Below are 11,996 nucleotides of genomic sequence, written 5' to 3'. Positions count from 1 at the left end.
CCGAATGTCACCCAGCACCCTGAGCTTTTCGGGACTAAGGTCTTGTTAAGCGCAGGAAGGGGCTGATGAATCGTGGATACGTCAAACAACGACCTTGGGCGGCCAACGCCGGAAGATGCAAACGACGCAGCGGAGAATACGGCTGGCAGGAGGCTTGGCGCAGTTCAACCGCCGGAGACCTCGAGTGAACTGACTGTTGCCGAACGGCAGATCAACATCCTTCGGGACAAGCTCCGCCACATCGACCGCCAGCTGGCAGCCGCCACCCAGAACAACAGCAAACTTGTCAGCATGCTGGAGACGGCGAAGGCTGAGATTCTTCGTTTGAAGGGCGCCTTGGAGCAGGAGGGCCAACCTCCTTACAGCTTCGGTACCGTGGTGCAGATCAACCCGCGGAAGCAGCCGGCCGCCGGCAGTTCAGGACAGGCAGCCACCGAAGAGTCTGTGGACATCTTCAACGCGGGCCGCAAAATGCGTGTGGGCGTCAGTCCGCTGGTGAACCTCAACCAGCTCGCCGTCGGGCAGGAAGTCCTGCTTAACGAGGCTCTGCTGGTAGTGGCGGGACTCGGCTACGAACGCGCCGGTGAACTGGTCACGCTCAAGGAAATGCTGGGCAAGGACCGTGCATTGGTGGTTGGACGCGCCGATGAAGAACGTGTGGTCCGCTTGTCCGGTGCGCTCCAAAGTGTTCACCTGAAGGTGGGCGACGCGTTGTCGCTGGATTCACGGACGGGCTACGCGTTGGAGAAGGTCCCGCGCGCCGAGGTGGAGAACCTCGTCCTTGAAGAAGTTCCGGACATCACCTACCAGGACATCGGTGGCCTTGGCCCGCAGATCGAGCAGATCCGTGACGCCGTGGAGTTGCCGTTCCTCCATCCGGACCTCTACCGGGAGCATGGGTTGAAGGCCCCTAAAGGTATCTTGCTTTACGGCCCTCCAGGCTGCGGCAAAACACTCATTGCCAAGGCAGTAGCGAATTCCCTTGCTGCCCGGGCAGCAGAGCGGGCCGGCAATATCGATCTCAAGAGTTACTTCCTTAACATCAAGGGTCCCGAGCTCCTGGACAAGTACGTGGGTGAGACTGAGCGCCACATCCGCTTGATCTTCGCCCGTGCCCGCGAGAAGGCTTCAGATGGCAGCCCCGTGGTGGTCTTCTTCGACGAAATGGACTCGTTGTTCCGTACACGCGGTACCGGCGTTTCTTCGGATGTCGAAACCACCATCGTGCCTCAGCTGCTCAGTGAGATCGATGGCGTGGAGCGTTTGGACAACGTGATCGTCATTGGTGCCTCCAACCGTGAGGACATGATCGACCCCGCCATCCTTCGTCCCGGTCGCCTCGATGTGAAGGTCAAGATCCAACGGCCTGACGCCGAAGCCGCAGCCGACATCTTCGCCAAGTACATCACCACTGACTTGCCCTTCCACCCCCAGGATCTGGCCGAGTATGACGGCGATGTGCAAGCCACAGTGGATGCCATGGTCCAGCGCACAGTGGAGGCAATGTACTCCACCGAGAAGTCCAATGAGTACCTTGAGGTCACCTACGCCAACGGCGATACGGAGATGCTGTACTTCAAGGACTTCAACTCCGGTGCCGTGGTCCAGAACGTGGTGGATCGTGCCAAGAAGTACGCCATCAAGGATTTGCTGACCACTCACCAGAAGGGTCTTCGGATCGATCACCTGCTCCGGGCCGTCGTCGATGAGTTCCGTGAGCACGAGGACATGCCCAACACCACCAACCCGGATGACTGGGCAAGAATCTCGGGCAAGAAGGGTGAAAGGATCACTTACATCAGGACCATCGTGCAGGGTAAGGCAGGTCAGGAGCCTGGCAAGTCCATCGAAACCACTGCCAACACGGGTCAGTACCTGTGACAGCAAGGCCCGAGGGTTTACCCGCAGAGAAACTTCCCGCAGGCGGCGCCATGCGTGTCATGGGCTCGGAAACTGAATATGGGATCCACGCGCCGTCAGCTCCGGGGGCCAACGCCACCATGATGTCCGCCCGGATCATTCAGGCGTATGCCACCGTGACCCGGCAACGGGCGGCCGGCGGTGCGGAGACCCGGTGGGATTACACGGACGAGGAACCTCTGCACGATGCCCGCGGTTGGACCGTGGACAGGGCTGCGGCCGATCCAAGCCAGCTCACGGACCAACCGCCAGTGCTCGACGCCGAAGCTGTCGCCTTGGCGTATGGCCGCCAGGAGTTGGAACTGGATGGCTCGGACGAGTCCGGTTCCCTGCTGATGAACATGGTCCTCGGTAATGGTGCACGTCTGTACGTGGACCATGCGCACCCTGAGTACTCCAGCCCGGAGGTCACCAACCCCCGCGATGCCGTGGCTTGGGATGCCGCCGGCGACCTGGTTGCCTTGGCCACCGTCCGGAAGGTCGCGGCAGACACCTCACTGCCACCCATCAACCTGTACAAGAACAACACTGACAACAAGTCCGTGTCCTATGGCTCGCACGAGAACTACCTCATGCCACGCTTGGTGCCTTTTGGGGACATCATCCGCGGGCTCACGCCGTTCTTCGTCACCCGCCAGGTGATGTGTGGTGCGGGCCGGGTGGGGATGGGGCAGGACAGCTCGACGCCGGGTTACCAGATCAGCCAGCGGGCGGACTTCTTCGAAGCAGAAGTGGGGCTGGAGACAACCATCCGCCGCCCCATCATCAATACGAGGGACGAGCCACACGCAACAGCAGATAAGTACCGCCGCCTGCACGTGATCATTGGGGACGCCAACCTCAGCCAGTCCTCCAACTTCCTGAAGTTCGGAACCACGGCCATGGTCCTGAGCCTCATCGAGGCGGGCCAGGCTCCCAAAATTGAGGTTCATGAACCCGTCCAGGCGCTCCAAACCGTCAGCCACGACACCACACTGACCACCACCGTCAGGCTCCTCGACGGAAGGCGGGTGACAGCACTGGATGTTCAGTGGATGTATTTCGAGGCAGCCGCCAAGCTGGCCCAGGAGACCGGGGTGGCGGATTCAGTTACCGGTGACGGCCACACTCACCAGGTCCTTGCTCACTGGGAGTCCACGCTGACAACCCTGGGGACCGATCCTGATGCCGCTGCGTCGTCGGTGGAGTGGGTGGCCAAGAAGTCGCTTCTCGAAGGCTACCGAAACCGCGACGGACTGGCCTGGGACGACGCCCGTCTTGGCCTGGTGGATCTTCAATGGTCCGATATCCGTCCTGAGAAGGGCCTCTACCACAGGCTTCTCTCCAGGGACCGGATGATGCGCATAGTGGACGACGCCGACATCACCCGGGCGGTGACCGAACCGCCGTCGGACACCCGTGCATACTTCCGCGGGCGGTGCGTTTCCAGGTTCGGCAGGGACGTTGTGGGCGCCAGCTGGGACTCGGTGATTTTTGATGTTCCAGGGCTGGGGAAACTGCAGCGGGTGCCTACGCGGGAGCCTTTGCGGGGAACCCGGGCTTTGACCGGCGCCCTCTTTGACCGTCACACGGATGCGGCCTCTTTCCTGGCGGAATTGTTGGGTCAGAAGCCACCGCCTGCCAGGAGTTGAAGGACGCCCGCCACAGGATTATTCGTCGCCGGCCAAAGCCGTCCGCAGCACCGGTCAGCGTGGCAATATGGCAGTAGGAAGTCTCCGTCTTCAGGAGACTGACAGTAGGGAGAAAGAAAATGGCAGCACAGGAGCAGCAACAACCGCAGTCACGGGAAACCGAGACCGAAGTGGACGTACCGGAGGCACCACCGGCAGCACCGGAGGCACAGGCCTCTGACGCGACCCAAGGCGTGGATGACCTCCTTGACGAAATCGACGGCGTTCTTGAATCCAACGCTGAAGAGTTCGTCAGGGCGTTTGTCCAAAAGGGTGGCCAGTAGGCGGACCCGCCAGAGGATGTACTGCCCGGCCGGCGTGAGGCCGCCGGGCATCGGAATGCAGAGTCGAAGGAGTGCAGCAATGCAGGACCCATCAACCGGCCCCCTGGCCACCCAGGCAACGTCTTCTTTCACGGAGCATCTTCAACGCTCGCGTCCCGAACTTCTTCCTTACAATCAATCGTTACCCGCCGGCATGGTGCCGGCGTCCCCCCATGCCACCACGATCGTTGCTTTGACCTACGCCGGGGGAGTGCTGATGGCTGGAGACCGCCGAGCCACCATGGGCAACATCATCGCCAGCCGGCACATCGAGAAAGTGTTTCCGGCTGACGAGTACTCGGTCCTCGGCATTGCCGGTACCGCTGGCCTGGCCATTGACATCACACGGCTTTTCCAGGTTGAGCTGGAGCATTACGAGAAGATTGAGGGCACCCTCCTCAGCCTCGTGGGCAAGGCCAACCGTCTGGGCGCCATGATCCGCGGAAACCTGCCGATGGCGATGCAGGGAATGGCGGTCATCCCCTTGTTCGCAGGCTTCGATCTCGGTTCCGGCGTGGGCCGCTTGTTTTCCTACGACGTCACAGGCGGTCGCTACGAAGAACAGGAGCATCACTCTGTTGGTTCCGGTTCGGTGTTCGCCCGTGGCGCCCTGAAAAAGTTGTGGAAGCCCAATTTGTCTGAAGAAAACGCCGTGGCAGTGGCTGTCGAGGCACTCTACGACGCCGCCGATGACGACTCCGCCACTGGCGGCCCCGACCCCGTCCGGCAACTGTGGCCGGTGGTATATACGGTCGATCGATCCGGCAACCGGCGTGTCCCTGAACGGGATCTGGCCGCGATAGCCGGAACAATCGTTGAATCGCGGGCTGCCGCCGGACGGGAGGCCTGATATGACTCAGCAGTTCTACGTCTCACCTGAGCAGTTGATGAAGGACCGTGCGGACTTCGCACGGAAGGGCATAGCGCGTGGGCGCTCTGTTGTGGTCATCAGCTGCGCCGATGGCATCGCGTTGATCGCCGAAAACCCGTCACCGTCACTGCATAAGATCGGTGAAATCTACGACAAAATTGCGTTCGCCGCGGTGGGCAAATACAACGAGTTCGAAAGCCTCAGGCAAGCGGGAGTCCGGTACGCAGACGTCCGCGGCTACTCCTACGACCGCGAGGACGTGACGGCCCGCGGCCTGGCAAGTGTCTATGCCCAGAGCCTCGGAGCGGTGTTCACAGCAGAGCAGAAGCCGTTCGAGGTGGAATTGGCAGTGGCCGAGGTTGGTGTCACCCAGGAACAGGACCACTTGTACCGCCTGACCTTCGACGGATCAATCGCCGATGAGAACGGCTTCGTCGTCATGGGCGGACTCGCTGACCAGATTTCCGATGTCGTCAGCGGGGCTTGGGAGTCGGAGCTCACGTTGGCGGGGGCCATGCAGCTGGCCTTGCGGGCTCTGGCCACCAATAAGGATGTTGACGAACTGCCTGCCACCGCCGTCGAAGCCGCCGTGCTGTATCGCGCTTCGGAAAGCAACCGCGGGTCCCGCAGGGCGTTTCGCCGGCTGCTGCCGGAAGACATGACCCGGTTGCTCACAGAGGAGAGCTGAGATGGATAAGCGGATATTTGGCATCGAAACCGAGTTCGGAATTTCCTATTCCAGCCCTGATTCCCGCCCTTTGGCGCCCGAAGAGGTGGCACGGTACCTCTTTCGCAAAGTGGTGAGTTGGGGCAGGTCATCCAACGTTTTTCTCACCAACGGTTCACGGCTTTACCTCGATGTGGGCTCGCACCCGGAGTACGCCACTGCGGAGTGCGACGACCTCGCCCAGCTCATTGCCCATGACAGGGCCGGCGAACTTATCCTGGACGACCTCGTCGATGAGGCTCAGGCCAGGCTCGCCGCCGAGGGCTTCAACGGCACGGTGTACCTCTTCAAGAACAACACTGATTCTGCGGGCAATTCCTACGGCAGCCATGAGAACTACCTCATACCGCGGCGCGGGGAATTTTCCCGCCTTGCCGAGATTCTGATTCCCTTCCTGGTGACCCGGCAACTGATCGCTGGTGCCGGCAAAGTACTCAAGACACCCCACGGCGCCACGTTCGCTTTCTCCCAGCGGGCCGACCACATCTGGGAAGGCGTATCCTCCGCCACCACCAGGTCCAGGCCCATCATCAACACACGCGATGAGCCACATGCGGACGCCGAGTTCTATCGCCGCCTGCATGTGATTGTGGGGGACTCCAATATGTCTGAGACCTCGGCGCTGCTCAAGGTCGGCACTGTGGACCTTATCCTCCGCATGATCGAAGCGGGCGTCATTATGCGTGATATGCGCATGGAGAATCCCATCCGCAGTATCCGCGAAATTTCCCACGATCTCACCGGCCGCGCACTGGTCCGCTTGGCGAACGGACGGCAGCTGACCGCCCTGGATATTCAGCGCGAATACCTCAACAAGGTCACCGAGTTTGTGGCGGCGAATGGCGCCCATAACGCCCACGTTCCGCTCATCCTGGATTTGTGGGAGCGGACGTTGAACGCCATCGAGAGTGGCGACACCAGCTCCATCGACACCGAGGTTGACTGGGCCATCAAGAAAAAGCTGATGGACGGTTACATGCGCCGGCATGACCTCAGCCTTGATTCACCCCGGATTGCGCAGCTGGACCTCACCTACCATGACATCTCGAGGCAACGCGGCATCTTCTTCCTGCTTCAAGCCCGGGGTGCAGCACGAAGGCTGGTCACCGAAACCGACGTCAAGGACGCCGTGGATGCCCCGCCGCAAACAACACGCGCCAAGTTGCGCGGAGATTTTGTGCGAAGGGCACAGGAGCTGGGCCGTGACTACACGGTGGACTGGGTACACCTGAAACTCAATGACCGCGCACATCAGACCATCCTGTGCAAGGATCCGTTCCGCAACGTCGATGAGCGGGTGGATGCCCTCCTTGAATCCATGGGCTAGAGGGGTTTACAAGCTGGCTCCCAGCTTCGCAAGCTATTCTGGATAGTGGTCTCTTCCCGAGACACGCCCCGCTTGGATGCGTTACGCGCCATTCCAAGTGTCCCCTTGCCCCGACGAAAGTGTCTTTTTGTGCGCCGACTCCTAGCAATTCTCCTGCCCGCCCTGCTGCTGATCACCGCGTGCGGTGGCGGAGACACTCCGGACGCTGAGCCCACCAGCAAATCAGTAGGTGACGTCTCCAAGCTCGACTCCCTGAAGGTGACGGACAACGGCAATGACAAAGCTCCCGGCATTGAGTTCTCCAAGCCCCTCGCCGTGACGGGACCCACCGTCAAGGTAGTCAAGGAAGGTGACGGCGAGCCGGTCAAAATGGGTCAAATCGCCGAATTGGTGTATGTCGCAGTCGATGGCACCGATGGCAAAACACTTGAGGACGGCTACACCAAGGGACCCCAGCCGATCGAACTCTCCGAGCAGATGAAGTCCGGCAATGAGCTGATTTTCGACGCCATCATCGGTGCCAAAGTCGGCAGCCATGTGGCCATTGCTGCTCCCGGCAGCGCCTCTGCTTCGGCGCCGGCCTCCTCCCAGCTGGTGATCTTCAAGATTGCCTCCGCCAAGGACGCACCCGGTCTTTTGAGCAAGGAAGAGACCGATCAGCTGGACAAAGACGGCAAGCTTCCCAAGGTGACCTTTGACGACAAGGGCGCTCCATCCGTGGAGATCCCCAAGACTGATGCACCTGCCGGCCTTTCCGTGAAGGTCCTTTCCGAGGGCACCGGCGAGGAGCTGAAAGACTCTGACACGATCAACGCCAACTACACCGGCTGGCGCTGGGAGGACAGCACCAAGTTCGACTCCAGCTATGACCGCGGCGAGGCCGCTACCTTCGGCCTGAACCAGGTCATCAAGGGCTGGACGCTCGGACTTACGGGGCAGAAGGTCGGCTCCAAGGTCCTCCTGACGATTCCCACGGATCTCGCCTACGGTGCAAGCGCCGCTGCTCAGGGCAAGCCTGCGGGCCCGTTGGTCTTCGTTGTTGAGATCACCGGCAAAAAGTAGAACTTGCGCGGGTTCTGGCTAAGCTGGTTCCTGAAAACTTCTCCGTTCCCACAACCCAAGGAGCAACCATGTCATTTGGTCAGCGTGAATTTGACCGCACCAAGCCTGAAATTGACTTCCCGGAAGGCGACGTCCCCGCGGACCTCGTCATCACGGACCTGATTGAGGGCACCGGCCCCGAAGCCAAGACGGGGGACACCGTGTCAGCCCACTACGTGGGTGTTGCCTGGTCCACTGGCGAAGAATTCGACGCTTCCTGGGGTCGCGGCGCTCCTCTGGACTTCCGCGTAGGCGTAGGCCAGGTCATCCAGGGCTGGGACCAAGGCCTGCTGGGCATGAAGGTGGGCGGCCGACGTCGCCTGGAGATTCCTTCCGAGCTTGCTTACGGTTCGCGCGGAGCCGGCGGAGCCATCAAGCCCAACGAAGCCCTGATCTTCGTGGTGGACCTCGTAGCTGTTCGCTAATACATCGGCTTTTCGCAAGGCGCGTTACCTTCCGGTTTTACCGGTCGGTGACGCGCCTTGCTGCTTTCGGGCTGGTCTTTAGTAACGTAGCAACCGTGTCCGCATCCCGCACTGAACGTCTCCTGAACCTTCTCCTGGCTTTGCTCAATACCAAAGTGGGTCTCCCACGCGCCGTGCTACGCGACAAGGTGTACCACGATTCTGCGGAGAACGATGTCGCCTTTGGACGAATGTTCGAACGCGACAAAGTGGATCTGAAGCATTTCGGCTTTGACATCGAAACCGTGATGGACCCCCGAAACTTCGGTGCGGACGACCCCGCATCGGCGCGCTACCGGATCGGCAAGGACTCCAACCGTCTCCCCGATGTGAGCTTGACCCCGGCGGAGGGCACCGTCTTGCTGCTCGCTGCCCAGCTCTGGGAACGCGCAGCCCTGGGAACGGCAGCCGCCAACGCTGTACGTAAGTTGCAGGCAGCTGGAGGCTTTACGGACGTGGACCTCCCTGCAGGCGTCCAACCCCGAATCAAGCCTGCCGGACAGGCCTTCGACGACGTCGTTGCAGCGATGCACGGCAAGCACCCGGTCCGCTTCGGCTACCTCGCGGTCAGCACGGGGCGGGAAGAAATCCGCGATGTTGAACCGTGGGGCCTGGGCAGTCGCTTCGGTCAGTGGTACCTCGTTGGCTTGGACCGGGGGAGAGGGGCCAAGAGGCTGTTCAGGCTCTCCCGGATGACCACGGCCGTAGAAGTGGACACCACAGGCAGCTTCCACCCGCCGGAAGGCTTCAACGCCCGCGCTGAACTGGACCAACTCAACGAGCTCCCTGTCAGGCAAGCCACCCTGGAGGTGGAAAAGGACAGATTGCTTGCTTTGCGCAAGAAGGCCACCTTCGTCGTCGAGTCCCCGGATGAAAGTGGCCGCGACCGCATCGTGGTGGACTTCCGGGATCCGGAGCAGCTGGGCGAAGAGCTGGCATCCTACGGGCCCCATCTGAAAGTCTCCGGGCCTGCGGAACTGCGCGCCGCCGTCGTACGCCGCCTCAAAGCTGCCGCAGACTTTGATGTCGCCCCGCCGGTACCTGTTGAGTTTCCCGAGACAGGCCGTGCGCCCCGTGCGCGCAAGCGCACCTCCGAAGACCAACTGGCCAGGATGCTGCAACTGGTGCCGTTCCTGGTCCACCACCAAGGCCTGCACATCCAGCAGGTCGCTGATCACTTCGGCATCAGCCGCAAGGCCCTGATCGATGACCTGAAGATCCTCATCTGTTCGGGTCTGCCCGAGGGATATCCGGACGACCTTCTGGACATCCAGTGGGAAAACGATCACGTGTACATCTCCGAGCACTTGGACCTGAACCGGCCGGTGCGTTTCAGTGAAGATGAAGCGGCGGCGCTGCTGACCGGCCTGGCCATGCTGGGAGACCTGCCTGCCCTGGCCGGCATGCCTGAGGATGAGTCGGGAAGCGCCTTGGAATCTGTCACGATCAAGCTGACGGGCGCTGCGGGACAGGCAGCAAGATTGGCCGGCTCAGTGTCAGGCCAATCGGTGGCGCCCGAACAATCACAGGCTTTCGCCACAGTAACCCAGGCCATCAGGGAAGGTCAGCAGTTGCGGCTGAGGTACTTCTCGTTGCAACGCGACGAAGTGACCGAGCGCGACGTCGACCCCCTGCGGCTCTACTCCCTGGACAGTACGTGGTATTTCGAGGCGTACTGCCACAGTAAGTCCGGCATCAGAAACTTCCGGTTGGACCGGGTGGAGACCTTGGAGGCCAACGGCCGGGATATCTCCGGAGCCGCAACTGCAGGGCAGGACTTTCCGGCACGGTTGTTCACGCCCGGAGACGACGACGTACTGGTCACTCTCCAACTGACCCGCCAAGGCGCCGGGCTTGCCGATGATTACTACGCGGAACGCACCGCACAGCTCCCCGACGGCGGGCTGCTCGCCGAGGTCCGGTTTGGGGACGCAGGATGGCTGCCGATGTTTGTTTCCCAGCATGGTGGTGCCGTCCGGATTCTCGAACCGCGGTCCGTGCGGGAGGAAACCCGCAGGTGGATCGACGCGGCCCTGGCTCAGTACAACTCACCTTCGGTCACCAAGGCTGGCTAGACTACTCAAATGCCTTGGTGGTTCTGGATCCTGTTGTGGATCGCGCTCATAGCCCTTTCGTTGCTCCTTCATCTAACGCTGGGTTACCGCTTGTACAGGAAATTCATGTCAACTGTTCATGAGCTGGCTGCGGCGGGTAAACGTTTCAGCAATCTTTCGCCTGTCCCGGAAACCTCCGACGTTGAGGCGGCGGAACCGCGCCCTGAGCCGGGGTCCGCAATTTTTGCCTCACCGGATCAGATGCGTCATGATTACCTGACGGCCAAAGCCTCCCGCCAGGAAGTTCGTCGTCAGCGGCGCGTCAAGCGCAAAGCCGAGCGGGGTCAGCCACAATCCCTGCACGACATTGAATTCAGATAGACGTAGGATGTATCCAAAAGGAAAGGACCTCCCCACATGAGGCTCGAAGGCTGGCATCTCATCATCATCATCGTTCTGGCTCTGGTGCTCTTTGCAGCGCCGAAGCTGCCGTCCATGGCGCGCAGCATTGGGCAGTCGATGCGTATTTTCAAGTCTGAAGTCCGGGAGATGAAGAAGGATGGTTCTTCCGAGACAAAGGACTCCCCGGACGCTTCCGACGCCGTTGAAGGCAAAGTTGTAGGCCACCCGGACGTCACCACCAAGAACAACGGCGAGACTGACGTACCGCCCTCCAACCGCGTCTAAAGAGACGTGGTAGAGACGAAGGGGCGCAAGGCCAACCCCGAAGCCCGGATGGCGCTCCTGGATCACCTCAGGGAGCTGCGAAACCGGCTCTTCAAGGCTGCAATCGGCGTCATTGTGGGAACAGTGGTGGGCTTCATCGTCTACCAGCCCCTCCTGGAAGCATTGATCAAGCCGATCAAGGACCTCAACGAAAAAGAGGGACGCGCTGCAACACTGAACTTTGATGGCGTAGCCAGTTCATTCGATCTGATGGTCCAGGTTTCGGTCTTTCTTGGAGTCATCCTTTCAAGCCCCGTCTGGATCTACCAGCTATGGGCCTTCATTGTTCCAGGGCTTCACAAGAAGGAGCGGCGCCTGGCGCTGTCCTTCGTGGCAGCAGCGGTGCCATTGTTCATCGGTGGTGTCCTGCTTGCGTGGCTGGTGTTGCCCAACGCCGTTCGGGTGCTGACCGACTTCACACCGGTGGGCGGCTCAAACTTCATCAGCGCTGAAATTTACCTGGCCTTCGTTCTGCGCCTCCTGCTGGCCTTTGGGATTGCTTTCCTGGTGCCCGTGGTTCTGGTGGGATTGAACCTCGCTGGAATTATCAAGGGCAAACAGCTCATCAAGAGCTGGAGAATCACCATCTTCCTGGTGTGCTTGTTCGCTGCGATGGCCGCTCCAGGCGCTGACGCCATGAGCATGTTCTACCTTGCAGCGCCCATGCTGCTCCTGTTCTTCGCGGCCATTGGTGTTTGTCTCCTGAATGACAGGCGTCGCGAACGCCGGGCCGTCAAGCGGGCAGCTGAGACGGAAGCCACTGCAGACATCGCAACCCCGGCCACGGATCTGGAGAATCTCTAGACCTTGGCC

Annotated in this window: 12 protein-coding genes; all 12 read left to right on the top strand. The window is 60.9% G+C overall.

Annotated features, from left to right (window positions below; all coding sequences use genetic code 11):
• The first annotated feature begins 72 nt into the window (after positions 1-72).
• The 12 genes from arc to tatC all read left to right on the top strand — a co-directional run bounded on the left by arc (position 73) and on the right by tatC (position 11,987).
• Positions 73-1,881, top strand: coding sequence for a proteasome ATPase (arc, locus tag CQ020_RS10170; protein WP_181151834.1), 1,809 nt, complete (start codon positions 73-75; stop codon positions 1,879-1,881).
• Positions 1,882-1,931: 50 nt separating this feature from the next.
• Entirely contained in the window at positions 1,932-3,551 is a 1,620-nt protein-coding gene (gene dop / locus CQ020_RS10165; RefSeq protein ID WP_105691735.1) for a depupylase/deamidase Dop, read from the top strand.
• Positions 3,552-3,670: 119 nt separating this feature from the next.
• A complete protein-coding gene (locus CQ020_RS10160; protein WP_024816739.1) occupies positions 3,671-3,874 on the top strand; it encodes a ubiquitin-like protein Pup in 204 nt (67 codons plus the stop codon).
• A gap of 79 nt (positions 3,875-3,953) precedes the next feature.
• The gene (gene prcB / locus CQ020_RS10155) at positions 3,954-4,763 is read left to right on the top strand and encodes a proteasome subunit beta (protein WP_105691734.1); all 810 of its coding nucleotides are present in this window, start codon (positions 3,954-3,956) and stop codon (positions 4,761-4,763) included.
• A 1-nt stretch (position 4,764) separates the two neighbouring features.
• A complete protein-coding gene (gene prcA / locus CQ020_RS10150; RefSeq protein ID WP_105691733.1) occupies positions 4,765-5,472 on the top strand; it encodes a proteasome subunit alpha in 708 nt (235 codons plus the stop codon).
• A 1-nt stretch (position 5,473) separates the two neighbouring features.
• Positions 5,474-6,838 carry a Pup--protein ligase gene (gene pafA / locus CQ020_RS10145; protein ID WP_024816742.1) on the top strand — a complete coding sequence of 455 codons (1,365 nt, stop codon included), beginning with the start codon at positions 5,474-5,476 and terminating at the stop codon, positions 6,836-6,838.
• Positions 6,839-6,967: 129 nt separating this feature from the next.
• Positions 6,968-7,900, top strand: a complete 933-nt coding sequence (locus tag CQ020_RS10140) for an FKBP-type peptidyl-prolyl cis-trans isomerase (protein WP_258141814.1) — start codon at positions 6,968-6,970, stop codon at positions 7,898-7,900.
• A 68-nt stretch (positions 7,901-7,968) separates the two neighbouring features.
• Positions 7,969-8,364, top strand: coding sequence for an FKBP-type peptidyl-prolyl cis-trans isomerase (locus CQ020_RS10135; protein ID WP_105691731.1), 396 nt, complete (start codon positions 7,969-7,971; stop codon positions 8,362-8,364).
• Between the two features lie 95 nt (positions 8,365-8,459).
• Positions 8,460-10,478, top strand: a complete 2,019-nt coding sequence (locus CQ020_RS10130; protein WP_181151833.1) for a YafY family protein — start codon at positions 8,460-8,462, stop codon at positions 10,476-10,478.
• Between the two features lie 9 nt (positions 10,479-10,487).
• Positions 10,488-10,838 (top strand): hypothetical protein, encoded by a 351-nt coding sequence (locus CQ020_RS10125; protein WP_105691729.1) that lies wholly within the window; start codon positions 10,488-10,490, stop codon positions 10,836-10,838.
• A gap of 36 nt (positions 10,839-10,874) precedes the next feature.
• Positions 10,875-11,144 carry a Sec-independent protein translocase subunit TatA gene (tatA, locus tag CQ020_RS10120; RefSeq protein WP_105691728.1) on the top strand — a complete coding sequence of 90 codons (270 nt, stop codon included), beginning with the start codon at positions 10,875-10,877 and terminating at the stop codon, positions 11,142-11,144.
• Between the two features lie 6 nt (positions 11,145-11,150).
• On the top strand, positions 11,151-11,987 hold the full coding sequence (tatC, locus tag CQ020_RS10115) for a twin-arginine translocase subunit TatC (protein WP_105691727.1): 837 nt from the start codon (positions 11,151-11,153) through the stop codon (positions 11,985-11,987).
• Positions 11,988-11,996 lie beyond the last annotated feature (9 nt).

The sequence above is a fragment of the Arthrobacter sp. MYb23 genome (assembly GCF_002979775.1).
GTDB lineage: Bacteria > Actinomycetota > Actinomycetes > Actinomycetales > Micrococcaceae > Arthrobacter.
This window is presented reverse-complemented; position numbering and strand designations above follow the sequence as displayed.